At 53.5% G+C, this 26436-nt stretch carries 25 protein-coding genes; 14 read left to right on the top strand and 11 right to left on the bottom strand.

Annotated elements, in window-relative coordinates; translation table 11 throughout:
- Window positions 1–49: 49 nt before the first annotated feature.
- Window positions 50–2002, bottom strand: a complete 1953-nt coding sequence (locus tag WN53_RS10415) for a bifunctional 2',3'-cyclic-nucleotide 2'-phosphodiesterase/3'-nucleotidase (RefSeq protein WP_024483349.1) — start codon at window positions 2000–2002, stop codon at window positions 50–52.
- A gap of 254 nt (window positions 2003–2256) precedes the next feature.
- Here WN53_RS10415 and cysQ point away from each other — a divergent pair, with 254 nt between their 5' ends.
- Window positions 2257–2997, top strand: a complete 741-nt coding sequence (gene cysQ, locus WN53_RS10420) for a 3'(2'),5'-bisphosphate nucleotidase CysQ (RefSeq protein WP_024483350.1) — start codon at window positions 2257–2259, stop codon at window positions 2995–2997.
- Between the two features lie 41 nt (window positions 2998–3038).
- On the opposite strand, the gene WN53_RS10425 is transcribed toward cysQ, so the two are convergent.
- A complete protein-coding gene (locus tag WN53_RS10425) occupies window positions 3039–3590 on the bottom strand; it encodes a YtfJ family protein (protein WP_024483351.1) in 552 nt (183 codons plus the stop codon).
- A 330-nt stretch (window positions 3591–3920) separates the two neighbouring features.
- Between WN53_RS10425 and WN53_RS10430 the strand changes: the two genes are divergently transcribed.
- Window positions 3921–4127: a DUF1107 domain-containing protein gene (locus tag WN53_RS10430; protein ID WP_021179022.1), complete on the top strand. Its 207-nt coding sequence runs from the start codon at window positions 3921–3923 to the stop codon at window positions 4125–4127.
- A gap of 186 nt (window positions 4128–4313) precedes the next feature.
- Here WN53_RS10430 and paeA read toward each other — a convergent pair whose 3' ends face one another.
- Both paeA and msrA read right to left on the bottom strand, forming a co-directional pair.
- Window positions 4314–5645, bottom strand: coding sequence for a polyamine export protein PaeA (gene paeA, locus WN53_RS10435; protein ID WP_021179023.1), 1332 nt, complete (start codon window positions 5643–5645; stop codon window positions 4314–4316).
- Window positions 5646–5820: 175 nt separating this feature from the next.
- Window positions 5821–6459, bottom strand: coding sequence for a peptide-methionine (S)-S-oxide reductase MsrA (gene msrA / locus WN53_RS10440; RefSeq protein WP_099049955.1), 639 nt, complete (start codon window positions 6457–6459; stop codon window positions 5821–5823).
- Between the two features lie 284 nt (window positions 6460–6743).
- Between msrA and tamA the strand changes: the two genes are divergently transcribed.
- The 3 genes from tamA to WN53_RS10455 are packed head-to-tail and all read left to right on the top strand — an operon-like array spanning window position 6744 to window position 12654.
- Entirely contained in the window at window positions 6744–8480 is a 1737-nt protein-coding gene (tamA, locus tag WN53_RS10445) for an autotransporter assembly complex protein TamA (RefSeq protein ID WP_024483353.1), read from the top strand.
- On the top strand, window positions 8477–12301 hold the full coding sequence (gene tamB / locus WN53_RS10450) for an autotransporter assembly complex protein TamB (RefSeq protein ID WP_024483354.1): 3825 nt from the start codon (window positions 8477–8479) through the stop codon (window positions 12299–12301). The genes tamA and tamB overlap by 4 nt, the downstream gene beginning before the upstream one ends.
- Before the next feature lie 2 nt (window positions 12302–12303).
- Complete coding sequence (locus tag WN53_RS10455; RefSeq protein WP_024483355.1) at window positions 12304–12654, top strand: gamma-glutamylcyclotransferase family protein; 351 nt, start codon at window positions 12304–12306, stop codon at window positions 12652–12654.
- Window positions 12655–12704: 50 nt separating this feature from the next.
- Here the strand turns inward: WN53_RS10455 and ppa are convergent, their stop codons facing one another.
- Window positions 12705–13232, bottom strand: coding sequence for an inorganic diphosphatase (ppa, locus tag WN53_RS10460; RefSeq protein WP_024483356.1), 528 nt, complete (start codon window positions 13230–13232; stop codon window positions 12705–12707).
- A 258-nt stretch (window positions 13233–13490) separates the two neighbouring features.
- Between ppa and WN53_RS10465 the strand changes: the two genes are divergently transcribed.
- A complete protein-coding gene (locus WN53_RS10465; RefSeq protein ID WP_024483357.1) occupies window positions 13491–15044 on the top strand; it encodes a methyl-accepting chemotaxis protein in 1554 nt (517 codons plus the stop codon).
- Between the two features lie 34 nt (window positions 15045–15078).
- Here the strand turns inward: WN53_RS10465 and fbp are convergent, their stop codons facing one another.
- Complete coding sequence (gene fbp / locus WN53_RS10470; protein ID WP_029711176.1) at window positions 15079–16083, bottom strand: class 1 fructose-bisphosphatase; 1005 nt, start codon at window positions 16081–16083, stop codon at window positions 15079–15081.
- Between the two features lie 170 nt (window positions 16084–16253).
- Between fbp and mpl the strand changes: the two genes are divergently transcribed.
- Window positions 16254–17633, top strand: a complete 1380-nt coding sequence (mpl, locus tag WN53_RS10475; protein WP_024483358.1) for a UDP-N-acetylmuramate:L-alanyl-gamma-D-glutamyl-meso-diaminopimelate ligase — start codon at window positions 16254–16256, stop codon at window positions 17631–17633.
- A 213-nt stretch (window positions 17634–17846) separates the two neighbouring features.
- Here the strand turns inward: mpl and yhcN (WN53_RS10480) are convergent, their stop codons facing one another.
- The 3 genes from yhcN (WN53_RS10480) to argR all read right to left on the bottom strand — a co-directional run bounded on the left by yhcN (WN53_RS10480) (window position 17847) and on the right by argR (window position 19381).
- Window positions 17847–18110 (bottom strand): peroxide/acid stress response protein YhcN, encoded by a 264-nt coding sequence (gene yhcN, locus WN53_RS10480; RefSeq protein ID WP_021179031.1) that lies wholly within the window; start codon window positions 18108–18110, stop codon window positions 17847–17849.
- Between the two features lie 133 nt (window positions 18111–18243).
- A complete protein-coding gene (yhcN, locus tag WN53_RS10485; RefSeq protein WP_024483359.1) occupies window positions 18244–18507 on the bottom strand; it encodes a peroxide/acid stress response protein YhcN in 264 nt (87 codons plus the stop codon).
- Between the two features lie 403 nt (window positions 18508–18910).
- Entirely contained in the window at window positions 18911–19381 is a 471-nt protein-coding gene (argR, locus tag WN53_RS10490) for a transcriptional regulator ArgR (RefSeq protein WP_021179033.1), read from the bottom strand.
- A 465-nt stretch (window positions 19382–19846) separates the two neighbouring features.
- Here argR and mdh point away from each other — a divergent pair, with 465 nt between their 5' ends.
- Window positions 19847–20785 carry a malate dehydrogenase gene (mdh, locus tag WN53_RS10495; RefSeq protein WP_024483360.1) on the top strand — a complete coding sequence of 313 codons (939 nt, stop codon included), beginning with the start codon at window positions 19847–19849 and terminating at the stop codon, window positions 20783–20785.
- 62 nt (window positions 20786–20847) lie between these two features.
- On the opposite strand, the gene WN53_RS27210 is transcribed toward mdh, so the two are convergent.
- Window positions 20848–21108 (bottom strand): helix-turn-helix domain-containing protein, encoded by a 261-nt coding sequence (locus WN53_RS27210; RefSeq protein WP_071783710.1) that lies wholly within the window; start codon window positions 21106–21108, stop codon window positions 20848–20850.
- 181 nt (window positions 21109–21289) lie between these two features.
- Between WN53_RS27210 and WN53_RS10500 the strand changes: the two genes are divergently transcribed.
- Entirely contained in the window at window positions 21290–21646 is a 357-nt protein-coding gene (locus WN53_RS10500) for a DNA-binding protein (RefSeq protein ID WP_024483361.1), read from the top strand.
- A 264-nt stretch (window positions 21647–21910) separates the two neighbouring features.
- Window positions 21911–22285 carry a DNA-binding protein gene (locus tag WN53_RS10505; RefSeq protein ID WP_024483362.1) on the top strand — a complete coding sequence of 125 codons (375 nt, stop codon included), beginning with the start codon at window positions 21911–21913 and terminating at the stop codon, window positions 22283–22285.
- A 44-nt stretch (window positions 22286–22329) separates the two neighbouring features.
- On the opposite strand, the gene ispB is transcribed toward WN53_RS10505, so the two are convergent.
- Window positions 22330–23301: an octaprenyl diphosphate synthase gene (gene ispB / locus WN53_RS10510; RefSeq protein ID WP_021807527.1), complete on the bottom strand. Its 972-nt coding sequence runs from the start codon at window positions 23299–23301 to the stop codon at window positions 22330–22332.
- Window positions 23302–23570: 269 nt separating this feature from the next.
- Between ispB and rplU the strand changes: the two genes are divergently transcribed.
- The 4 genes from rplU (at window position 23571) to cgtA (ending at window position 26425) form a co-directional block, all read left to right on the top strand.
- On the top strand, window positions 23571–23882 hold the full coding sequence (gene rplU / locus WN53_RS10515; protein WP_004955927.1) for a 50S ribosomal protein L21: 312 nt from the start codon (window positions 23571–23573) through the stop codon (window positions 23880–23882).
- A gap of 17 nt (window positions 23883–23899) precedes the next feature.
- The gene (rpmA, locus tag WN53_RS10520; RefSeq protein ID WP_004933559.1) at window positions 23900–24157 is read left to right on the top strand and encodes a 50S ribosomal protein L27; all 258 of its coding nucleotides are present in this window, start codon (window positions 23900–23902) and stop codon (window positions 24155–24157) included.
- A gap of 107 nt (window positions 24158–24264) precedes the next feature.
- Window positions 24265–25236 (top strand): DMT family transporter, encoded by a 972-nt coding sequence (locus WN53_RS10525; RefSeq protein ID WP_024483363.1) that lies wholly within the window; start codon window positions 24265–24267, stop codon window positions 25234–25236.
- Window positions 25237–25252: 16 nt separating this feature from the next.
- Window positions 25253–26425 carry an Obg family GTPase CgtA gene (gene cgtA / locus WN53_RS10530; protein ID WP_024483364.1) on the top strand — a complete coding sequence of 391 codons (1173 nt, stop codon included), beginning with the start codon at window positions 25253–25255 and terminating at the stop codon, window positions 26423–26425.
- Window positions 26426–26436 lie beyond the last annotated feature (11 nt).

Genomic DNA, 26436 nt, shown 5'->3' on the forward strand with positions numbered 1-26436 from the left:
AAAAAGGGGTAGAACCAAAAAGGCGCGCCGTAACGCGCCTAACACTCAATTAGTTGGCTTGTAGGTCGATCTTATACAACTCAAAGCTGATACTGTCGTTACCCACTGACTTCATCGGGTACTGCGCGTTATCTTTAATAAATGCAGCAGCCTTCTCGCTAGGGGAGGTCTCAAAGCGGATATCCAGCGGCTGTGGGCTGTGGAAGCTCGCCAAACGCCAGTTATTGTCCGCCTGCGGATGCACCGCGCCGTGCTTCCGGGTTTCTTCGCTGATGTAGGCCGCTAATACCGCGCGGTTCTCATCCGGTGAAGCAAAGGCGATATGCTTATCGCCCGTTCCGGCAAACTTGCCGCCGTAGGCGCGGTAGTTGTTGGTCGCAACCAGGAACTGGGCGTCAGGATCGATCGGCTTGCCTTTGAAGGTCAGCTGCTTGATACGTTCTGCCTGGTCATTGATCAACGCGCACTCTCCGTCGTAACGCGCCGGTTGGCTGACGTCAATCTGATAATTGACGCCGTCGATCACGTCGAAATTATAGGTGCGGAAACCGTCCCAATTGATCAGCCCTTGCGGTTTGCTGCTATTAACGTCAATTTGGTTGAACTGCCCGGCGGAGCACTCCAGCCACTCTTTCACTTCCTTACCGCTGGCTTTAACCACCACCAGGGTATTGGGGTAAAGATAGAGATCGGCGGCATTGCGGAAGGTGAGCTGGCCTTTTTCCACCTCGACAAAGCTGGCGGGATCGTTCTTGCGGCCACCTACTTTGAACGGTGCAGCAGCGGCCAATACCGGCAGTTCGGCCAGATCCGGATCGCCTTGAATATAGTGCTCAACGTAGGCTCTTTGCGCATTGTTGACGATCTGCACGGTAGGATCGTCCTGGATCAGGGCCAGATAGCTGTACATATTGCCGTCGGACTTGCCGATAGGCTTGCTGACGAACTCACGTGTTCCGTTATGATCTTCCTCTAACACCTTGATCAATGCGGGATCTTCCGTTGCCAACGAACGCTTGTTCTCTTTGTCATAAACCGGTCTGGCTTGCGCCTTCGCTGCGGTAACCTTCCAATTTCCCCCATCGTTATTCAATTGCAGATCCACGATGCCGAGATGATCGCCCCATTGGCCGGGCATCACCGCAGGCACGCCGTTCAGCAAACCTTTATCGATATCCGCGCCTTTGATATTGGCAAAGTCCTTGCTGGGGAACACTGCGTGTGCATGGCCGAACATGATGGCATCGATGCCTGGAACCTGGCTGAGGTAGTACACCGAGTTTTCCGCCATGGCCTTATAGGGGTCGCTGGAAAGGCCAGAGTGGGGGATCGCGACGACCAGATCGGCCCCTTGTTGACGCATTTCCGGTACGTAGCGTTTGGCGGTTTCGGTGATGTCGTTGACGGTCACTTTCCCCTGCAGGTTGGCTTTGTCCCACACCAGGATCTGCGGCGGCACAAAGCCGATATAGCCGATACGTAAAGTATGAGCTTTGCCATCACGGTCTTTTACCGGGGTATCGACAATAATATAGGGAGTGAACAACGGTTTTTGCGTGGTGGCATCAATAACGTTGGCGTTGACGTAGGGGAATTTGGCTCCGGCCAGGGCATTCTTCAGATAGTCGAGCCCGTAGTTGAACTCGTGATTACCGATATTGCCTACCACATAATCCAGGGTATTCATCGCCTTGTAGACCGGGTGCAGGTCGCCGGGTTTCAAGCCCTTGGCAGCCATATAGTCAGCCATTGGGCTGCCCTGGATGACGTCACCGTTATCGACCAGTACGCTGTTGGTCACCTGCTGGCGAGCGTGTTGGATCAGGCTGGCGGTGCGCACCAGGCCGAATTTATCGGTGGGCTTATCCTTGTAATAGTCGAAGTCCATCATATTGCCGTGTAGGTCGCTGGTTTCCAGCACGCGCAGGTCAACCGTGGCTGCCTGCGTTGAGGCGCAGACCAGCAGGGCCAGGGCAGATAGTCCCAAAGGGCGCTTGATCATGGTTATCTCCATTGGATTATTCTTCGAGGGGCATCTCAAGGGGGTATGTAATTACCACTACCTCTCTCAGTAAACTGTGAAGTCTGGCATAAATTGGCCGAATGTAACCTACCGATATGCAAAGTTGTGACGGAGAAGACTTGAATAAATACCGCAGCTTAGCGAGTTGAGATGGATATTCCGCCAAAAAAAAACTAGGCTGCAAGCTATAGAAAGGGGAAATGTCCCATGGAACTTAATGTCTGAGGTGCACTATGTTGGAGCAGATTTGCCAGCTGTCCCGCGAAGCGGGTACGGCGATCATGGCGGTATATCATGGTGAACAACCGCTTGATGTGGCACAGAAAAAAGATGATTCACCGGTGACCGCCGCGGATTTGGCCGCGCACCATATTATCAAACGGGGTCTGGCGGCACTGACGCCGGAGATCCCACTGCTGTCAGAGGAAGACCCTCCTGCCTGGGAAGTCCGCCGCAACTGGACGCGTTACTGGCTGGTCGATCCGTTGGACGGTACCAAAGAGTTTTTAAATCGTAACGGTGAGTTCACGGTCAATATCGCGCTGATCGAAGAGGGTGAGGCGGTAATGGGAGTGGTCTACGCTCCGGCGATGGACGTGCTGTATCTGGCTGAACGCGGCAAAGCCTGGAAGGAAGAAGGGGGCCGACGTCGTGAGATTAGCGTCAGTAATGCCGAGCTACCGTTGGTGGTGGTCAGCCGCTCTCATAGCGATGAGGAATTACAGGATTACCTGCAACAGTTGGGCGAACACCAAACCATCTCGGTAGGCTCATCACTGAAGTTCTGCCTGGTGGCGGAAGGGCGGGCGCAGCTTTACCCACGGTTTGGGCCAACCAATATCTGGGATACGGCGGCAGGGCACGCGGTAGCGGTTGCTGCCGGGGCTCAGATCCACGATTGGCAGGGCAAGCCGCTGTTATACACCCCGCGTGAGTCTTTCCTGAACCCTGGCTTTAGGGTTTCTCTGTTTTAGGCAGCGCCCCGCTCATCGCCGTGCGGGACGCCGTTTAAGCGCTATTTCAGCAACTGGTGCAGCATCTCCATCACCTGCTGCACCTCTTGCGGCGTCAGTGCGCCATCTTTGGCAAACTGGATCTTGCCTTCTTTATCGAGCACCACTATTGCCGAGCCTTTTGGTTGCAGATCCCAAGCTTTTTTGACGTTGCCATTACTGTCGACAATGAACTGCGACCAAGGGAATTCTTTCTTGCTGTCTTCAATACTGTTACGCACAAAGATGGCGGTGCCGATGATGGCGTCGTCGGTGTTGACGATGGTCGTCGTTTGGTAACGATCGTGCGGTAGCTTAGCGGTCTTGATGGCTTCAATCAGCGGATCGTTGAGCTCTTTGGCCGAAGTGCGGCCAGCAATATGCTGCACCACTCGCACTTTTCCACCAAGCTGCGCGCTATTCCAACCTTTGTAGCTAAACTTATTATCAACATAGTCCAACTCGCCCTTATCGCTGACGCCGATCGGTGCCACCCGTTGGTGGAGTTGAAGGTTGTGAGCAGAGGCCAACATCGGGGCCAACAGCAGCGATATTATCAGCATGCTATTTTTCATGCATTCTCCTGCAGAGGGAAATAAGTCTCAATATGACTCAAGGTGATTAAAGCATAGGTGCTCATCCGAGGTCTGTCCTGTTAACCGGATCGCAGTTTTTCCTTCTGGGGGCAATCACGCGATTTTTGAATGGATATACTGCAAAGGTTATAAATAGGTATACACAATTCTGTCAGCAAGTGTAAATCCAGGATAGAAATCCAGGCAGAGTTGAACGAAATGGGCTTTACTCAGTCTACTAGAAAGCAATCAAGTTGCGCTCCGAATGTCGAGGTGGCCACTTTGGCCGCTCGCTGAGCGCATGGATCCAACGGGAGGAGAGTAACAACTATGAGAATCTTCCAGCGTTATAACCCACTGAAAGTGGCTACGTATGTAAAAACCCTGTTCCGGGGGCGGCTGTACATCAAGGATGTGGGGGCGTTCGAATTCGACAAGGGGAAAATCCTGTTGCCGAAGGTTCGTGACAAGCGCCACTTCAACGTGATGTCAGAAGTTAACCGGCAGGTGTTGTTACTGCAGGCCGAAATGGGCTAAAGCGCGATACCCGTCGCCTTTCAAGCCGCAGCGTTGTTACCTGCACTTGTTAACCCCAGTCACTTACAATAGTAAGCTCCTGGGGATGAACAAGCTTGTCGCCTAGCTGCGACTTGAAATTCTTAGGGTAATTGTAGAGCCACCTGCAAAGAAAAGTAACTGCGGCCCCCAAGGGGCCGCTAATGTTTATGCCTGAGGCGTTTCGTCGGGGGCTTTTGGTAGCACAGTGATCGGTTTGTCGACCAGCCTGGTGACCAATAGCTGATCAATTTTGTAGCTGTCGATATCGACCACTTCAAACTTGTACCCGGCATATTTCACAAAGTCGGTGCGTTTCGGGATTTTGCGCAGCATGTACATCATGAAGCCGCCGATGGTTTCGTAGTTGCCAGCCTGTGGGAACTCATCGATATGCAGTACACGCATCACGTCTTCGATTGGCGTTCCACCTTCAATCAGCCACGAGTTCTCATCACGCGTCACGATCTGCTCTTCCTGACCTTGGCCGACCAGGTCACCCATCAGCGTGGTCATCACATCGTTCAGCGTAATAATCCCGACCACCAAAGCATATTCATTGAGGATCACCGCAAAGTCTTCACCGGCGGTTTTAAAGCTTTCCAGCGCTTCTGACAGGGTCAGGGTATCCGGCACGATCAGCGCCGAGCGGATCTGCACGCCGCTGCTCAGTACCAGGCTCTGGTTGCCCAAAACGCGGTTCAGCAGGTCTTTGGAGTCAACATAGCCAACGACCTGATCGATATGGCCGTCGCACACCAGGAACTTGGAATGCGGATGAGTGGAGATCTTTTCTTTAATACTGTCTTCGCTTTCGCGCAGGTCGAAGTAAATCACGCTTTCGCGGGACGTCATCGAAGAGGGCACGGTGCGCGACTCCAGCTCGAAGACGTTTTCAATCAGCTCATGTTCCTGTTTGCGCAATACCCCGGCCAGCGCGCCGGCTTCCACCACCGCGTAAATATCTTCGGAGGTGATGTCGTCTTTACGCATCATCGGCAGCTTGAACATGCGGAAAATCAGGTTGGCCATGCCGTTAAAGAACCAGACCAGCGGGCGGAACAGCATGATCGAGAAACGCATCGGGTTGATGATCCGGACGGCAACCGTCTCTGGTGCAATCATACCGATGCGCTTCGGGGTTAAATCCGCGAACAGGATGAACATGCTGGTCACCATCACAAACGAGCACATAAAGCTTACCTGCTCGGAAATCTCGGGTGACAGAAAGCGGTCGAAAATCAATTTGAAACTGGGGGAGAAGGCGGCGTCGCCGACGATCCCGCCGAGGATGGCCACGGCGTTGAGGCCGATTTGCACCACGGTAAAGAAGATACCCGGGGTTTCCTGCAGCTTAAGGACTCTGGCGGCATTGATGTTGCCTTCGTCAGCCATCAGTTTGAGTTTGATCTTGCGTGACGCAGCCAGAGAGATTTCTGAAAGCGAGAAAAACGCACTCACTGCGATCAGAAAAAGAATCAGTAAAATACTGTTTAACATAGTCTATCCATTCGTACCGACGGGATGTCGGCGATCTTTCGGAGGGGTCATACCGTATAAAAAGGTGGATCCAAGGGCCGTTATATCACGTGCCCACAAAAGCGGGCCGCAAACGCGGCCCAACACAGTATAGCAGTTGCCCCGTGAGGGCCGCCAGTGGTTAAAAATTAACAGTTTAACCCTGTGGAGGCAGGCAAACCCCAATGCCGCCCAGGCCACAATAGCCGCCTGGGTTCTTATGCAGGTATTGCTGGTGGTCATCTTCTGCATAGTAGAAAGGCAGTGCCGGTGCGATTTCGGTGGTGATGGTGCGTTGATCGCCCGCTTTATCCATCGCCTGTTGGAATGCCTGCAGGCTTTGCTCCGCTTCGGCCTGTTGTTCTGCATCCAGGTAGTAAATAGCAGAGCGGTATTGGGTACCGATATCTCCGCCCTGGCGCATGCCCTGCGCAGGATCGTGGTTTTCCCAGAAGACCTGTAACAGTTGGCGGTAGCTGATGACCTGCGGGTCAAAGACTACGCGTACCACTTCGGCATGCCCTGTCTGGCCGCTGCATACCTCGCGATAGGTTGGATTTGGCGTATAGCCACCGCTGTAACCTGCTGCAGTGCTATAAATCCCCGGCTGCTGCCAAAACAGGCGTTCAACGCCCCAAAAGCAGCCCATGCCGAAGATAGCCGTTGCCAACCCCTCGGGCACGAAGGTCATGGAATGGCCGGTCACCTCGTTAAGCGTAGCAACGGGCATCGGCGTTGTACGGCCAGGAAGCGCACTTGCCTTATCGATGTTTTGAGACTTATCAAAAGATTGCACCACGTTTCACTCCTGTTGCCATAATGAGAATTAGCCTAATAGGGACGCGTGTCAGTTGTATCTGGCCGCTTCTTTGCCCACAATAAGCCCTATCTAAGGTTTATGTATCAGCTTAACGCAGTATTTTGAGCGCCAAAAGCTAAGAATGCGTCTTGTTTTCGGTAACGGTCGATGCCGTATGGGCAACGTCTGGGATCTAAAGGTAAGGGGGGCAGTCTGATAGCACCGCCCCAGCACCAGAGCAAAGGTACTGACAGGACAGAAAAATCAATTAAGGAGCACCTGTGCCACGATATCGTGTCCTTTGCATGTTATGTGCGCTATTCGTTACGCCGTCGGTATTAGCGGCGAATGTGCGGCTGCAGGTTGACGGCCTGAGTGGGGATTTGGAGCGCAACGTTCGTGTGCGCCTTTCGGCGATCACGCCGGAAGAGGTTAATGCTGAGGGGCGTTTCCGCGCTCGGGTGGATGCTGCCATCCGTCAGGGGCTTCGGCCACTGGGCTATTACGAGCCCACCATTGACTTCACCTTTGACGATAACCCGAAGCTCTCGCGTCCGGTGTTGCATGTTCATGTCACTCCTGGTGAGCCAGTGCGCATTGCCGGGGCGAATATTACGCTGGAAGGTGGCGCAAGAACGGATGAGGATTACCTGCGTCTGGTCAGAACCGACCGGCCAACCGTGGGCGAGATCCTTAATCATGGCCAATACGATAGCTTTAAAAGTTCCCTGACCGGGATCGCGCTGCGTAAAGGCTATTTCGATGCCAACATGAAAAAGAGCCAACTGGGTGTAGCGGAAGAGCTGCATAAAGCGTTCTGGGACATTGATTTCGACAGTGGCGAGCGTTATCACTTCGGCAAAGTGATTTTCAAGGGCTCGCAAATCCGCGAAGACTATCTGCAAAACCTGGTGCCCTTTCATCAGGGCGATTATTACAGCTCAAACGATCTGGCTGAGCTGAACCGCCGCTTGTCTGCTACCAACTGGTTCAACTCGGTGGTGGTATCCCCTGATTTCACCGATGCCAAAGAGAGCAAGATCCTGCCGTTAGATGCGCTGGTAACCCCGCGTAGCAGCAATATTGTGGAGTTGGGCGGCGGCTTCTCTACCGATATCGGCCCAAGGGTGCGTGGAACCTGGCGCAAGCCCTGGCTGAACGATCGGGGCCACAGCTTGACCACCACCGCCAGTATTTCCGCGCCAGAACAGCAGTTGGATCTGACCTACAAGATCCCGTTGTTGCGTAGCCCGCTAGAGCAGTATTACCTGTTGCAGGCCGGTTTCAAACGTACCGATCTGAACGATACCCAATCTGACAGTACCAAGGTCGTGGCCTCACGTAACTGGGATCTTTCCAGCGGTTGGCAGCGTGCGATCAACCTCAGTTGGCGCTTGGACCACTTTACCCAGGGTACCGTCACCAATACCACTATGCTGCTTTATCCTGGTGTGGCCATCAACCGTACGCGTTCACGCGGTGGCCTGATGCCGGTGTGGGGTGACAGCCAGCGCTACTCCATTGACGTGTCGGACACCACATGGGGTTCCGGGGTCGATTTTGCGTTACTGCAGGCGCAGAACGTCTGGATCCGCACCTTGGGGGAGAAAAACCGCTTTGTGGTCCGTGGCCAGGTAGGCTGGATCGAAACCAACGATTTTGACAAAGTGCCGCCGGATTTGCGCTTCTTCGCCGGTGGCGATCGCAGTATCCGTGGTTATAAATTCCAGGGCATTTCCCCGCGTGGGGATGACGGCAAGCTGACCGGTGCCTCTAAAATGGTGACGGGTTCGCTGGAGTATCAATATAACGTCACTGGCCGCTGGTGGGGGGCGATGTTTGTGGATTCCGGGCAGGCGGTCAATAAATTCTCAGACAGCAATTTCAAGACCGGTGCGGGCGTTGGCGTGCGCTGGCAGTCGCCGGTAGGGCCGGTGAAGCTGGATATCGCCGCGCCGGTTGGGGATCAAGAGACCCACGGCCTACAGTTTTATATCGGTTTGGGGCCTGAACTATGAGCCTGATAAAAAAGATTTGTCTGGGATTTTTGATCCTGCTGTTGCTGCTGATTGGCACGTTGGCGTTTCTGCTTGGCACCACGACCGGCTTGCATATGGTGATCAACGGGGCTGCCCGCTGGGTACCCGGGTTGGAAATTGCGGCGGTCAGTGGCGGTTGGCGCGATCTGACCTTGAAAGGTGTGAAGTATCAGATGCCAGGCGTGGCGGTTAACGCCGGGCAGTTCCATCTTTCGCTCGATCTCTCCTGTTTTAAACGCAGTTCATTGTGCGTCAATGCGCTGACCGCACAGGATGTTGATGTGGTGGTGAAAACCGCCGAAATGGCGCCTTCTGCGCCGGTTGAGGAAAGCAACGAGCCGATCGGCGATCTCAGCACGCCTTATCCTATTACCCTGCGTAAGCTGGCGTTGAATAACGTCAAGGTTACCGTGGACGATACGGCGATCTCGCTGGGGGAGTTCAGTACTGGTGCTCAGTGGCAGGAACGTGCTTTGACGTTGAGGCCAACTACGGTCCGCGCTTTGCTGATCGCGCTGCAAAAAACGCCGGTGAATCCTTTGCCGGAAGCACTGCAGCCCGCAGCGGAGAAAGTGGCAGACAAGGTGGCAGAGAAAACGACGGTTGCGCCAGCATTGGTGCCACCGCCAGCGGAAGAGCAACCGTTGGGCGAAACTCTGAAGGCGTTGTTTGCCAAACCGCTGCTGCCGGATCTGCCAGAAATTCGCCTGCCGCTGGATATTACCGTTGAGGAAATCAACGGCGAGCAGCTACATCTGACCGGGGACACTGAGGTGTCGATCACCCGCTTGCAGCTGCAGGCCAGCACCAAAGATCAGCACATTCAGCTCGATCGCTTTGACGTGAGATCGCCGCAAGGCATGCTTTCCGCCAAAGGGCAGGCAACGCTGACCGGCAGTTGGCCGGTGGAAATGGTGGCCAACAGCACGCTGAATATCGATCCGCTGAAAGGCGAGAAGGCGAAGCTGAATGTGTCTGGTGGGCTGCGTGAAGAGCTGAAAGTGGCGCTTAACCTGTCTGGCCCCGTTGGTGCGCAGCTGGATGTGCAAACCCAGTTGGCAGAGGTGGGTTTACCCTTGGCGCTGACGCTGCAAAGCAAACAGCTGAAATGGCCGCTGACCGGCGAGCCACAGTATCAGATCAATGACTTCCGCCTGCGCTTTAACGGCAAGGCCGCAGATTATGCGCTCTCTACCCGCGCCAATTTCAAAGGCCAGGATCTGCCACCGGCAGTGCTACAGCTGGATGGTAAAGGTAATCTTGAACAGTTCAGACTCGAGCGCCTGCGGTTGGTTGCGCTGGAGGGGAACACCGATCTGACGGCGCTGGTGGACTGGAGCAAAGCGATCAGTTGGACATCACAGCTGACGCTTTCAGGCATTAATACCGCCAAGCAATGGCCGGAATGGCCAGCGCGTTTGGAAGGGAAAATCACCACCCGTGGCAGCCTGCACGGCGGCAGTTGGCAATTACAGGTGCCGGTGCTGCAGCTCGACGGCAATGTGAAACAAAACAAGGTATCGGCGCGCGGTTCCCTGCGTGGCAATGCGGCCGGGCAGTGGACGATCCCGGGTATCGATCTGGCGTTGGGGCGCAATACGCTCAACGTTAAAGGCCAGTTGGATGAGAAAAGCTGGGTGCTGGATGCCAATGTTGATGCGGCGCATCTCGACGGAGCCTTGCCGGGCCTTGCTGGAAATGTCCGCGGGCAGTTGAAGCTGCGCGGAAATTTGCAGGCACCACAGCTGTTGGCAGACCTGACCGCGACAGGCTTGCAATGGCAGGCGCTACACATCAATCGGGTGAAGGTCAACGGTGATGTCCGTTCCAGCGATCAGATCCAGGGGCAACTGGCGGTACGGGTTGAACAGCTCAAGCAGGACGCGCTGCAGGTCAATTTGTTGACGTTGGATGCCAGAGGCAGTGAGCGCCAACATCGGCTGCAATTGAACATTGATGGCAAGCCAGTCTCCGGGCAGTTGGCCCTGGAGGGCAGTTTTGATCGTCAGCAACAGCGCTGGCGAGGCAACCTGAACAACACTCGTTTTGATACACCGGTGGGTGAATGGCGTCTTAGCCGTGCCATCGCGTTGGATTACCTGAATACGCAACAGAAAATCAGCGTAGGGCCGCATTGCTGGGTGAACCCGAATGCCGAGCTGTGCGTACCTAGAACCATCGAGGCGGGGGCCAGCGGCCAGGCTAGCGTGGTACTCAATCGCTTCGACCTGGCAATGATCAAACCGTTCCTGGGGCCGGATACCGCCATGAACGGGGTCTTTACTGGCCGAGCTGACGTAAGTTGGCAACCGGGGGGGGCATTGCCACAGGCGAAGGTTTCACTGGTTGGCAAAGGAGTGAAAGTGGTGCAGCAGGTGCAGGGCGCCGCATTGCCGATCGCCTTTGACACGCTAAACCTCAATGCGGGCCTGAACAATGGCCGGGCACAGGCAGACTGGCTGATCAAGCTGACTAATAACGGGCAGTTTAACGGTAACGTTCAGATCGCCGATCCGCAGGTACGTCGTACCATCAGCGGCAACGTCAATATCACCAATGTGTCGCTGGCGCTGCTTAACCCGATACTGACGCAGGGCGAGAAAGCCGCGGGGATGCTGAATGCCAACCTGCAATTAGGCGGCAATGCGCAGAACCCGCTGGTGTTTGGCCGTCTGGCGTTGGATAAGGTAGCGATCGTTGGCCACTGGATGCCGTTCGATATGACCGAAGGCCGCCTGGCGCTGAACTTCAACGGGATGACCTCGACCCTGGAAGGATTGCTGGCGACCACGCATGGGCAGCTCAATCTGTCCGGGGATGCCGACTGGCGGGATATCAATGCCTGGCGTGCACGTATTGCAGCCAAGGGCGATCGGCTGCGGGTGACCCTGCCGCCAATGGTCCGTATTGATGTTTCACCGGATGTGGTGTTCGAAGCCACGCCGCAGCTGTTCTCACTCAATGGTAGCGTAGGTATCCCTTGGGCGCGCATCACGGTGCAGGAGCTGCCAGAAAGCGCAGTCGGGGTTTCTCCTGATGAAGTGATGTTGGATAACCAGCTCAAGCCGATCCAACCGGCGACGGCAGGGATCCCAATCAACAGCAATCTGACGATCCGCGTGGGTAACGACGTGCGTCTGGATGCATTTGGCCTGAAAGCCAGACTGCGTGGCGATCTACGTGTGGCACAGGACCAGAATGGTCTGGGAGTACATGGCCAGATTAATATTCCATCGGGGCGTTTCCATGCGTATGGTCAGGATCTGCTCGTGCGTAAAGGCCAACTGATATTCTCTGGGCCACCAGATCAACCGCTGCTGAATATTGAGGCGATCCGTAATCCGGATGCTACGGAAAATGACGTGACCGCTGGTGTCCGCGTGACCGGCATGGCCGATGCGCCAAGGCTTGAGGTGTTCTCCGATCCGGCCATGTCTCAGCAAGAAGCGCTGTCTTACCTGCTGCGCGGCCAGGGATTAGGGGCTGGCGGTGCCGATGGTAACGCCATGACCTCAATGTTAATTGGTATGGGGGTTGCACAAAGTGGTCAACTTGTGGGTAAAATCGGCGAGGCGTTTGGCGTAAGTAATCTGGCCCTTGATACCGAGGGAGTTGGCGACAGCTCTCAGGTAGTGGTGAGCGGCTATGTCCTCCCTGGCTTACAAGTAAAATATGGGGTGGGGATCTTCGACTCATTGGCCACGCTGACGTTGCGATACCGCCTGATGCCTAGGTTGTATCTGGAAGCGGTGTCTGGTCTAGACCAGGCACTGGATGTGCTCTATCAGTTTGAGTTTTAGCTATGCGAATAATTGTCTACGGCAGTTTACGACGCAAACAGGGAAACAGCCATTGGATGACCAACGCCCAATGGTTGGGTGAACATGAGTTAGAAGGCTACCAGCTTTATAATCTGGGGCACTACCCGGCGGCGATCCCTGGAGAGGGCACGGTACACTGCGAAGTGTATCGTATTAACTCATCGATTCTGGCCGAGCTGGACGAGTTGAAAAGCAATACCAAAGACTACAAGCGCGAGCTGATCCGCACGCCTTACGGCAGTGCGTGGATCTACCTGTATAGGCACAGCGTGGACGGTTTCCCGCGGATTGAAAGCGGTGACTGGCTCAAGCGTCTTGACGAAAAGCAGTAAAAAAAACACCGCTCATCTGGGCGGTGTTTTTTTATCAGTTCGGGCGAGAATTACTTCTTGGCGCGCTCGAAAGAGGCAACGATCTCAGCTTTGGCTGCAGCAGCATCTGCCCAACCATCCACTTTTACCCACTTGCCTTTTTCCAGATCTTTGTAGTGTTCAAAGAAGTGGGTGATCTGCGCTTTCAGCAGTTCTGGCAGGTCGTTCACATCTTTAATGTGATCGTACTCTTTGGTCAGTTTGCTGTGCGGTACGGCAACCAGTTTCGCATCTTCACCGGCTTCGTCGGTCATTTTCAGCACGCCAACTGGGCGGCAGCGGATCACTGAGCCTGGTTGCAGTGGGTATGGGGTTGGCACCAACACGTCTACCGGATCACCATCCAGTGACAGGGTGTGGTTGATGTAACCGTAGTTGCACGGGTAGAACATCGCCGTGGACATGAAACGGTCAACGAACAGCGAACCCGTTTCCTTGTCGATTTCGTATTTGATTGGATCGGCGTTAGCCGGGATTTCGATAACTACGTAGATGTCTTCTGGCAGGTCTTTGCCAGCAGGGACCAGGTTCAAGCTCATGTCGGTTTCCTTTAATCAAACCAGAAATGGAGTGGCGGCTATTATAGCGGAGTCTTTTGTGATTTCCCGTCCTTTTCATCATTGAGCTGCTGCCTGGCCGATAACAGCAACTTTTCCAGATTAATCCCTCATTGATTGAAGTTTACTCCCCGGCTGCCGATAACTTCCTCAAATAATAACGGTCCAGCAGCTAGCTGACCCTGCCTTCTTGCCTCCTCTACATCTGAAGCTACTTTTTTCTAAAGCCGGGAAACACTCATGTTAAAGAAGATCACCGTTAAGGCCGGGCTGATTGCCCTGTTGAGCCTGATGACGTTGCTGTTGATTGTTGTCAGCATCATCGGGGTTAAAGCCATTAACGACGGAACACGTTCGCTACAGACTCTGAACCAGATCCTGGGGGAAGAACTGGGTTCGTTGGCCAATAGCTCCAACCTGGCGCTACGGGCCAGAACGGCTGCCTCGCTTGCAGTACGCCAGCGCGAGATTGGTCAGATTGAGGTTGCTGACGCCTCGGTGGGGCGCATTTATGGCTATCTGGAACAGTCGAAAAAGGAAATGGCGCGCTTTGTCGACGTGGGAACGGTGACCGAACGCGGTCGCCAATTCTCAATGCGGATGCAGGCGAGCTATCGCGCCTATCTGGAGCAAGGCATTGCGCCCATGGCGGCGGCCATAAAGGCGGGGAAGTTGGATGACTATTACGCCATTCAAGAAAATCATATCTCTAAGTTGAGCATTGCTTTTGAAGCCGATCTTAGTGAATTCCGCGCGTTTGCCATGGATATTGGCCAGCAGCATGCGCGTGAGGCAGAAAGTAATGCCAGCACCAAGATTATCCTGATCGTTGCGGCTGGGCTGCTCAGCATGTTACTGGCGGTGCTGGCCTGGTTTGCTATGCGTGTGATCTTGCTGCGCCCGTTAGATGAGTCGATCGTCCAATTGGAGCATATTGCCGCCGGGGATCTGACCCACGAAATTAGCGGTGAAGGTGATACCGAAATGGGGCGCCTGGTAAGCGCCATGCAGCGTATGCAACAATCGCTGGTGATGTCGGTTAGTAAAGTCCGCGATGCCAGCAGCCAGATCGACACCGGCTCCCGTGAGTTGGCTGCGGGTAACGTTCATCTGGCGCAGCGTACGGAGGAATCGGCCGCTTCGCTGGAGCAAACCGCCGCCAGTATGGAGCAGTTGACCTCTACGGTGAAAATGAATGCTGAAAACTGCGAACAGGCCAACCAGTTGGCACTGAGCGTCTCCGATATTGCCGAACAGGGCAGTGACGTGGTCAGCCAGGTGATGAGCAAGATGCAGGCCATTACCGACAGCTCCCGACGCATCGCCGACATCATCAGCGTGATGGACGGTATCTCCTTCCAGACCAATATCCTGGCGCTCAACGCGGCGGTAGAGGCGGCACGTGCCGGTGAGCAAGGCCGTGGTTTTGCCGTGGTGGCCGGTGAGGTACGCAGCCTGGCCCAACGTAGTGCGCAATCGGCCAAAGAGATCAAAGGGCTGATCGAAGTTTCACAACACCGCGTGCGGGAAGGTGAACAGATGGCGGCTACGGCGGCGAAGACCATGAACGGAATAACGGGCGAAGTCGGGCGCGTCACGGCGCTGATGCGTGAAATCTCGGCGGCCACTCGCGAACAAAGCAGTGGGATCGAGCAGGTTAACCTGGCGGTAGTGCAAATGGATCAGGTGGCACAGCAGAATGCGGCGCTGGTGGAAGAGTCTGCGGCAGCAACGCGCTCTTTGGAAGAGCAGGCGCAACTATTGGCACAGAGTATGGCTGTGTTCAAACTGTGATGTGAAGGGGCGGTATGCCGCCCCTTTTATAGCGTTACTGGTCTGGGAAATCAGCAATAAAGCGTTCGGCGTCTTCTACCATCGATTTGGTTCCGACGAAGAATGGCGCACGCTGGTGCAGTTGTTGCGGCACGATATCCAGAATGCGGTTTTTGCCATCGCTGGCTTTACCCCCGGCCTGTTCAGCCAGGAACGCCATCGGGTTGCATTCATACAGCAGACGCAGCTTGCCCTGTGGGTGGCTGGCGGTGCTTGGGTAGATATAGATGCCGCCTTTGAGCAGGTTACGGTGGAAGTCGGCAACCAGTGAACCGATATAGCGTGAGGTATAAGGGCGCTGGGTGGCTTCATCCTGCTCTTGGCAGTATTTGATGTATTTCTTCACCCCGAGCGGGAACTTGATGTAGTTACCTTCGTTGATGGAATACATATTGGCTTTTTCCGGGAAGCGCACTTTCTCGTGGGAGAGACAGAACACCCCCAGAGACGGATCGTAGGTGAAGGCATGTACGCCATAACCGGTGGTGTATACCAGCATGGTGGAAGAGCCATAAACTACATAACCGGCCGCTACCTGTGCATGGCCAGGCTGCAGGAAATCTTCTTCGGTGACTGGCGTGCCAATCGGAGTGATGCGGCGATAGATAGAGAAGATCGTCCCGACCGAGACGTTCACATCAATGTTGGACGAGCCGTCCAACGGATCCATTAGCACCACATACTTGCCATTCTCAGCTCGCTCGCCGTCGAAAATCACGATCTCGTCTTCTTCTTCCGACGCGATGCCCGCAACTTCACCACGAGCCTTCAACGCTGCTTTCAGCTTTTCGTTCGCGAACAGGTCCAGCTTCATCTGAACTTCGCCCTGAACGTTGGAAATGCCGTTAGTCCCCAAAATATCAACTAAACCTGCCTTGTTGATATCACGGTGAATGATCTTGGCACCCAGTTTGATGGCAGAAAGTAATGAGGTCAGCTCACCGGTGGCGTGAGAGAAGTCGTGTTGTTTCTCGACGATAAATTCGCCTAACGTTTTCATGACACAATCCCTGAATCTACGGATGGATAGCGGCTTGTTAACATACCGCCAACGTTTTCGTCAGCAGTGTAGCCCAAAGCAACTTGCGATTCATAGGCAAATCCATTTCTTCTGAGCGATTCTGAGCGCTAGAATAGGCAGTAAATCGTTGCACTAAAATGAGAGACCTAATGCGCATACATATTCTTGGGATCTGCGGCACCTTTATGGGTGGGCTAGCCATGTTGGCTCGTTCACTGGGGCATGAGGTGACCGGTTCAGATGCCAACGTCTATCCTCCTATGAGCACCTTACTTGAAAAGCAGGGGATCGATCTGATCCAGGGTTACGATCCTGCCCAGTTGGATCCGGCTCCGGATCTGGTGATTATCGGCAATGCCATGAGCCGTGGTAATCCTTGCGTAGAAGCGGTGCTGGAGCAGAGCATTCCTTACATGTCTGGCCCTCAGTGGCTGCATGATTATGTCCTGCGCGATCGTTGGGTGCTGGCGGTAGCGGGAACACACGGTAAAACCACCACCGCCGGGATGGCGACCTGGATCCTGGAAGCCTGCGGTTATCAGCCGGGCTTTGTGATCGGCGGTGTACCAGGCAATTTTGATGTCTCGGCCCGTCTTGGCGGTAGCCCGTTCTTTGTCATCGAAGCCGATGAGTATGACTGTGCCTTCTTCGACAAACGCTCCAAGTTCGTTCATTACTGCCCGCGCACGTTGATCATGAACAACCTCGAGTTCGATCATGCCGACATCTTTGACGATCTGAAAGCGATCCAGAAGCAGTTCCACCACCTGGTACGCCTGGTGCCGGGCCAAGGCAAGATTATCCTGCCGGAAAACGACACCCATCTGAAACAGGTGATGGCGATGGGGTGCTGGAGCGAACAGGAATGGGTCGGGGAAGGGGGCGCGTGGCGCGCACACAAACTGACGACGGATGCCAGCCATTACGAAGTGTTCCTCAATGGTGAGAAGGTAGGGGAAGTTAACTGGGCGCTGGTGGGCGAACACAACATGCATAATGGCCTGATGGCAATCGCTGCTACCCGTCATGTTGGCGTACAGCCAGCCGATGCCTGCCGGGCGCTGGGTGACTTTATCAATGCCCGCCGCCGTCTGGAATTGCGTGGTGAAGCCAACGGCGTCACGGTGTATGACGACTTTGCTCATCATCCGACAGCCATTCTGGCTACCTTGGCGGCGCTGCGTGGCAAAGTGGGCGGCACCGCACGCATCCTGGCCGTGCTGGAGCCTCGCTCAAACACCATGAAAATGGGGATCAGCAAAAACGATCTGGCCCCCTCACTGGGTCGTGCCGACGAAGTGTTCCTGTTCCAGCCTCACCACATCCCGTGGCAGGTAGCAGAAGTTGCCGAAGCTTGTGTCCAGCCCGCGCACTGGAGTGCCGATCTGGATACGCTGGTGGAGATGATCGTGAAAACCGCGCAGCCGGGTGACCATATTCTGGTGATGAGCAACGGCGGGTTTGGCGGCATTCATGACAAATTGCTGGCAGGGCTGGCTAACAAGGCTGAACCGAAAGAAACCTACTAACGTTTAGTTAAACAGGCGTCGCGTGCGGCGCTTGTTCCAATACCAAGGTCGCTGATGCGGCCTTTTTTACACCCATAAAAAAGCCCTCGCGTGCGAGGGCAATGGGGTTCGTCGGATAGGACGACGACAATTTCCGAGGATATAACGTTTACCTGAGAACTCGGCAGTGGCAGTGACGAGGGTAGTCAGTTCAGTAAGCGCGACCTCGGTGTTTTACTTGTAGATTTCAGCCGTTGCGTGCCAGTTGCCATTTTCATAGGCTTCGATCACACGGTAGGCTTTGGCCCCTTGCTGGTCCGCTTTATCAGACAGCGCCTGACGGATATCAGAAGGTGCGCCACCCACGCCGCTAGCGGTAATGGTGCCGACAGACTGCAGATTGCTGGCTTGGGCATCAGTGACCAGGTTAGCCGCAGAAGCACCGAAAGAAACGGCAGACAGCAGGCTAAGTGCAACGAGAGTAGTTTTCATGTTCATGATACTTGGATCCTTAATCGTTCAGAGATAACGGCCTGGAAGGGCTTTACAGCGTTTTTTATACTTGAAGGCGGTTATCTACTTGGTTTTTTACCAGAGAGTTGTCGTGCAATGCTCACATAACATCTTGTACTTACTTGTAAATCTCAGCGGTAGCGTGGTAGTTGCCTTCGTTACGAGCTTCGATCACGCGGTAAGCAGTCGCGCCTTGGGCATCGGCTTTGGCAGACAGTGCCTGACGGATATCAGAAGGTGCTGCACCGACGCCGCTCACGGTGATGGTACCGGCAGACTGCAGTTTTTCAGCCTGTGAAGCATCAACGGATTGTGCTGCGAATGCACCGAAAGACAGCATGGACAGCAGGCTAATTGTTGCTACGGTAGTTTTAATTTTCATGATTTATCCTCTTCGTATTCTTTTATCAGTTCCAATGAACTGTGATTTACGTCACGAAAATGAGTATACATCTAGTAACGGAAAAAATTAATAGCTGACTAACAGTTTCTAGTGAAACTTTATTGGGGTGGCCGTTACTTTTAATAACCTAATGGAATAAAAAACGGCGATAAAATACACTTTTGATGTTAAATTTTTGTAATTTCAATGAGCTAAGTGCTTTTGACTAAAAGTGCGGAAGCTTCCAGTCACTATCACCAGTCACCCAGAAATGTCATTGAAATGTGCTGCAGGTCGGCTTTTTGGCAGTTTTAAACGTGGTAGGCAGTGCGGAAGAAGTAAATGAAGGGTTAATAAAGGATGCACAGCCCGCGACGGAGCGCCGCAGGCTGCGCTGAATGCATCAAAGTTCCTGTTCGAACAAGGAGAGAATGGCTTCAAACAGTTGGCGTGCGGTAAATGAACTGGCCGGAGTGACAAAAATAGTGTCGTCACCGGCAATGGTACCCAGGATCCCTTCGGATTTGCCCAGTGAGTCCAACAGACGGGCAATCAGCTGCGCCGCACCTGGGCTGGTATGGATCACCACCACCGCGTCGTTATGGTCCACGTCCAGCACCAGATTCTTGAGCGGGCTGGTGGTGGTTGGGACACCGAGTTCGGCCGGGAGGCAGTACACCATCTCCATTTTTGCATTACGCGTGCGTACCGCCCCGAACTTGGTCAGCATGCGTGATACCTTGGACTGGTTAATGTTCTCGAAGCCTTCTTCTTGCAGCGCCAAAACGATCTCGCCTTGAGAACTGAATTTTTCTTCTTTCAATAACGCCTTAAACGCCTTGATCAGATCTTCCTGCTTTGCGGGATTACGCATTTTGCACCGTGGAATGTTGGTAATAGAGCTGATTATTATGCATATAAATGCATTTTTATGCAATATGGGGGCCGTCTGGAAAATTAAAAATGCCCAGACAGAAAGGCAAGAGCGCGATTTTAACAAAATCCGTTGCTCATGAATATGCCCTTTCGGTGCGGGAATCGAGTCAGCTCTCCGGTAACGAAAATGTTATTAAAATGATGTTGTTCTGATGTTACGTAAGGGTGTAATGTAACCGCCGGTTAACGCGATCGTGAAAAGCTTGGCACTATTTTCGATTAGTGTGCGCTATGCCCTTAATGCATAAGCTATTTACTTTAAAATGCTCGCAACATCGGCCATTTTATTGCGCCAGATCTAAAACCGACTGTTAAGAGGTTGTTTTTAAAGGCGTGATAAATTAAGGTCCGTGACCAAAGAATTCACGGCGCTTTTATATTTAAGACAATAAAGGAGTATAGGATGAAAGTTGCAGTTCTCGGTGCTGCTGGCGGTATTGGCCAGGCCCTCGCCCTTCTACTCAAGACCCAGCTTCCTTCAGGTTCTGAACTCTCCCTCTACGACATTGCCCCTGTTACCCCAGGCGTTGCCGTTGACTTAAGCCACATCCCAACCGCAGTTAAAATCAAAGGCTTCAGTGGCGAAGATGCAACTCCTGCGCTGCACGGTGCGGACGTGGTGTTGATTTCTGCTGGCGTTGCGCGTAAACCAGGGATGGATCGTTCCGATCTGTTCAACGTTAACGCTGGCATCGTACGCAACCTGATTGAGCAAGTGGCTAAAACCTGCCCGAAAGCCTGCATCGGTATCATCACCAACCCGGTGAATACCACGGTGGCCATTGCGGCAGAAGTGTTGAAGAAAGCGGGTGTGTACGACAAAAACAAACTGTTTGGTATCACATCGCTGGACATCATCCGTTCCAACACCTTCGTCGCGGAACTGAAAGGCAAACAACCGGAAGAGCTGAACGTACCGGTGATTGGCGGCCACTCAGGCGTGACCATCTTGCCTCTGCTGTCGCAGATCCCAGGCGTAAGCTTTAGCGATCAGGAAGTGGCTGATTTGACCAAACGTATCCAGAATGCGGGTACCGAAGTGGTTGAAGCCAAAGCCGGTGGCGGTTCTGCAACCCTGTCTATGGGCCAGGCTGCTGCACGTTTTGGCCTGTCTCTGGTACGTGCGCTGAGCGGTGAGAAAGGCGTAGTGGAATGTGCCTATGTTGAAGGGGATGGCAAATATGCCCGCTTCTTTGCACAGCCGCTGCTACTGGGTAAAAACGGTATCGAAGATCGTAAAGACATCGGTACCCTGAGTGCCTTCGAGCAAAAAGCGTTGAGCGAAATGTTGGACGTGCTGCACAAAGATATCGAACTGGGTGAGAAGTTTATCAACAACTGATCCCTCAGTATGTGATGTTTTGATAAGCCGCCGGGCCGAATCCGGCGGCTTTCTTATGTTTATCATGATTTGATTCGACTTTTCCGATCTCGCAGATGATGGGTGAGCGGATCAAAATATCTGCTCGGCCAGATCTCTGCCGGATGTACGTTCAGTGCATCAGCAATCAACCACTCTCCCTTGGGCCAAGGACGTGACAGCGCGTTGGCCAACGTCGATGAACTTAGCCCTGCCCCCCGTGAAACCGCAGCCAGAGTGGTACCTCTCTTCTTCAAAGCCGCGATGACGTCTGCTGGATGCCAATCTGGGTCCCGTGAATTCATATTTTCATTCCTTTTTTGATTAGAGAAAGTTCTGTTAGTGGTATAACTAACAGGTAAGTATTAATCGTTTGAACAACGTGAAGCGTTTATTCAGAAACTAGGATACCACCAAGTTTCCCAAAAATACCTTATGGTTTCTGAAAAATTTGTCTTGCCACACAATTGTCCCGAGATCATGGCTATGAAAAACGAGTGGTTTGCTGCCAAGGAGCTGATAGGCATCGCAGGATTACCGTCCTCTACACAGGGAATCAATCTGATGGCCCGGCGCGAAAATTGGCTCAGCCGTCGCCGCAAAGGCGTGCAAGGCAAGGCGCTGGAATACCATATCGACAGTTTGCCTACCGGCGTCAAAAACCTGCTGGTATTGCGCGAAGAGCCTGCGATCTATGAGGCCGGACGTCAGGACCCACTGGCGGTGTGGATCGAATACTATTACCACCTTTCAGACAGTGAGCGTGGTCAAGTGATGGCATTTTTGATGCGTGAAGGTATGGATAGCCTGCTGACCTGGATTGCCGAAAAGAACAAACAGTAAATCTCCTCAGCTGACGTGCACTTTGTAGGGGCGCCGCATGCTGCGCCCGAGTAGCCATATGGTGCTCCCACCAAGCTCCTTTCTGCGTCGCCTCTCTGTTTTCCCCTCCTTATTTAGTAAGTGTTTCTTGAGTATTTCGTCAGATTTTTGGTTATTGGCAACGGCTTGGTTAATGTTATAACTAACTTATTGGCATTAGTTGTTCATGCAACTGGAAGGTCTGATAAGTCAGTTAGGGGCAACGCCGAGATCAAGGAGGGGGGAATGGGTCAGGAGTGGTTTACCGCCAACGAACTGAAAGAGAAAGGCGAATTGGGCAGCTCACCGCAAGGGATCAATAAGCGAGCACGTGAGCAAAACTGGCGATGGCAGCGACGTTTTGGCAAGCAGGGGGTGACTAAGGAGTATCATATCAGCAGCCTGCCCCTCTCGACCCAAAATGAGTTGTATCCCCAGCGATATCCCCTTGCTGCAGAGGAACCGGCGACTTATATCGTCTTCCGTGATGACGATCCTGGGGCACGTTTGCAGAGCTATCTGGCAGGTATGAAACCTGACGAATACGCGGTTTTATTGAGTTTTCTGGCGGAGAATGGGGTTGCGGGGTTGCTGGATCTCATTAGCAAGGCAAATAAATAGGCCTGCATTGCAGGCCTATTTGAATATTAAGAAACTTAAATTTCTTAAAAGTCTCGTTGAACCGCCAGATGCGCTAATCCTTCCAGTGCGGTTCGATAAGGAGAGTCGGGCAAAATCTGCAATGCGGCGATCGCCTTGTCCGCTTCTTCTTCTGCGCGCTGACGTGTATAGGTGAGTGAACCACACTCCTGCATGGTAGCCAGAACCGGCTCCAGCAGATGGCGGCCATTCCCCTGTTCAATCGCGCCACGGATCATCGCAGACTGCTCGGCATTGCCATTATGCATCGCATGCAACAACGGCAGCGTCGGCTTGCCCTCGTTCAAGTCATCGCCGGTATTTTTACCCAGGGTCACGCCGTCTGCACTGTAGTCCAGCAGATCGTCGATCAGTTGGAATGCCGTACCAAGATAGCGGCCATAGTCTTGCAGCGCCTGCTCTTCCGCCGGGTTAGCCTCTGAGAGGATGGCTGATGACTGAGCTGCCGCCTCAAACAGACGAGCGGTTTTGCTGTAGATGACCCGCATATAGTTTTCTTCACTGATATTCGGATCGTTGACGTTCATCAACTGCAGCACTTCACCTTCGGCGATCACGTTGACCGCTTCGGACATCACTGCCAGCACGCGCAGCGATTCCAGGCTGGTCATCATCTGGAAAGCACGCGTATAAATGAAATCGCCCACCAACACGCTGGCGGCATTGCCAAACGCCGCGTTGGCGGTCGCCTTGCCACGGCGCATGTCGGACTCATCCACCACGTCATCATGCAACAGGGTCGCGGTATGGATGAACTCTATCAGGGCAGCAACGGCAATGTGTTTATCGCCTTGATAGTGCAAGGCCCGTGCTGCCAGAACGGCGATCATCGGGCGAATGCGCTTACCGCCACCGCTGATAATGTAATAGCCAAGTTGATTGATGAGCGTGACATCGGAATTCAACTGTTCGAGAATTGTTGCGTTCACGGCCGCCATATCTTGCGCGGTTAACTCAGTAATTTGTTCTAGGTTCATTGTATTTTTTTCAGCTGTGTTTCTGTTGACCGCGATGAGAACGCTGCTCACATCGGTACATGGCGGTAACTGTCCTGTTGATTGTACTTGAAAATCGGCCCAGATAAACGTTGTGAGAGAAACTGTGTTTTTTTTCTTCTTTTTTCACCTTCTGGCCCTAATCTGCTCTTGTCATATGCAGGATTATTGCGTAGAATTCGCGCCCTATTGTGAATATTTATAGCGCGCTCTGTACTGAACAGTTGGGCACGCGGAAAGCGGAGTTTTATATGTACGCGGTTTTCCAAAGTGGTGGTAAACAACACCGAGTAAGCGAAGGTCAAACCGTTCGCTTGGAAAAGCTGGACATCGCAACTGGTGAAGCGGTTGAGTTTGACCAGATTCTGATGATCGCTAATGGCGAAGATATCAAAATCGGCGTTCCTTTCGTCGATGGCGGTAAGATCAAAGCTGAAGTGGTTGCTCACGGTCGTGGCGAAAAGATCAAGATTGTTAAGTTTCGTCGTCGTAAGCACTATCGTAAGCAGCAAGGTCACCGTCAGTGGTTCACTGATGTTAAAATCACCGGCATCAGCGCTTAAGTTAGGAGAGCGGATTAATGGCACACAAAAAGGCTGGCGGCTCGACTCGTAACGGTCGCGATTCAGAAGCTAAACGTCTGGGCGTAAAACGCTTTGGCGGCGAAGCAGTACTGGCAGGCAGCATCATCGTTCGTCAGCGCGGCACCAAATTCCACGCTGGTACCAACGTGGGTTGCGGCAAAGACCACACTCTGTTTGCTTTGAAAGACGGTAAAGTCAAATTCGAAGTTAAAGGCCCGAGCAATCGTAAATTTATCAGCATCGAAGCTGAATAATTTTTCGAGCCTTACGAAATAGATGTTAAGCCCCGCAATTCGTTGCGGGGCTTTTTACATTTATAGATTGCTTGTGCTTGGCGGCACAACGCACAGACAGTGAGAAGATGGAAAAAAAACAGCAGGCTGGCGTTGGTATTTTTCTGGCGGTCACCACAGCGGTTTGCTGGGGCGCACTGCCTATCGCAATGAAAGAAGTGCTGGAAGTGATGGAGCCGTTTACCATCGTCTGGTATCGCTTTACGATTGCCGCCATCGGCCTGGGGATGATCCTGGCAGTGCGCGGGCGTTTACCCCCGGTGAAAATGTTCCGTCAACCCCGCTGGTTGCTGTTGCTGGCGATCGCCACTGCCGGGTTGTTGGGCAACTTTGTCTTCTTCAGCTCTTCGCTGCAATATTTGAGTCCGACGGCCTCGCAGGTTATCGGCCAACTCTCGCCGGTGGGCATGATGTTCGCCAGCGTATTGATCCTGAAAGAAAGGATGCGTATCACTCAGGTGATTGGCGCTCTGATGCTGATCTGCGGGCTGATGCTGTTTTTCAACGTCAGCCTGATCGAGATCTTCACTCAGTTCACAGACTACACGCTCGGTGTGTTGTTGGGCGTGTGTGCAGCCATGGTTTGGGTGACCTATGGCGTGGCGCAGAAAGTATTACTGCGTCGATTGGCCTCACCGCAGATCCTGGTCTTGTTGTACACTTTATGTGCGATCGCGTTATTCCCGCTTGCGAAGCCAGCGGTGATTTTCCAGCTCAGCGGCTGGCAATTGGCCTGTCTGCTGTTCTGTGGTGCTAACACGCTGATTGGTTATGGTGCGCTGGCGGAAGCGATGGCGCGCTGGCAGGCGGCCCAGGTGAGTGCGTTAATCACGCTGACTCCCCTGTTTACCCTGCTGTTTTCAGATTTATTGGCGCTGGCCTGGCCACAGGTATTTACGGCCCCGGCATTGAATGTCGTTGGCTATGTAGGTGCTTTTGTGGTGGTTGCAGGTGCCATGTTTTCCGCAATTGGTCACCGTTGGTGGCCGCGACGGGCAGAAACCAGCCTGGTTGCTTCTTTGAAGCGGCCCGGTGAATGAGTTACGGAGACGGTAAATGAAGTTTGTAGATGAAGCAACGATCCTGGTCGTGGCAGGTGATGGCGGTAATGGTTGCGTCAGCTTCCGCCGCGAAAAATACATCCCGAACGGTGGGCCAGATGGCGGTGACGGCGGTGACGGCGGTGACGTCTACCTGGTGGCAGACGAAAACCTGAATACCCTGATCGATTACCGCTTTGAAAAATCTTTCCGTGCCGAACGTGGCCAGAATGGTCAGAGCCGTGACTGTACCGGTAAACGCGGTAAAGATGTCGAAATCAAGGTACCGGTCGGTACTCGTGTGCAGGATCAGGGCACCGGTGAGATCCTCGGTGATATGACCCGTCATCAGCAGCGTCTGATGGTGGCGAAAGGCGGTTGGCACGGCCTGGGCAACACCCGTTTCAAATCCTCGGTAAACCGTGCTCCGCGCCAAAAAACGCTGGGTACCAAGGGCGAGATGCGCGATATCCTGCTGGAGCTGCTGCTGCTGGCGGATGTGGGCATGTTGGGCCTGCCGAACGCCGGTAAGTCGACCTTCATTCGCGCGGTTTCTGCTGCCAAGCCAAAAGTGGCGGACTACCCGTTCACCACGCTGGTACCGAGCCTGGGCGTGGTACGTATGGACCATGAACAAAGCTTCGTGGTGGCGGACATTCCTGGCCTGATCGAAGGCGCACATGAAGGTGCTGGCCTGGGGATCCGTTTCCTGAAACACCTGGAGCGCTGCCGCGTGTTGCTGCACCTGGTGGACATTGCTCCGATCGACGAGTCCGATCCGGTAGAGAATGCCAAGGTGATCATCAACGAGCTCAACCAGTACAGCGAGAATCTGTCGCACAAGCCACGTTGGCTGGTGTTCAACAAAGTTGACCTACTGGACGAGGAAGAGGCCGCCGAGCGTGCCAAGGCGATCGTAGAAGGCATGGGTTGGGAAGGTAAGTACTACATGATCTCCGCTGCGAACCGCGAAGGCGTTAACGCGCTGTGCTGGGACGTGATGAACTTCATCAATACGCAACCTAAAGCCATGGCGATCGAAGAAAGCGCGCCAGAAAAAGTCGAGTTCATGTGGGATGATTACCACCGTGAGCAGATCGCCGAAGTGGAAGCTGAAGCGGATGACGATTGGGATGATGACTGGGATGAAGATGACGACGAAGGCGTCGAAATCGTCTACCAGAAGTAATTCTGCGTAAT

The organism is Serratia fonticola (assembly GCF_001006005.1).
Taxonomy (GTDB): Bacteria; Pseudomonadota; Gammaproteobacteria; order Enterobacterales; family Enterobacteriaceae; genus Chania; species Chania fonticola.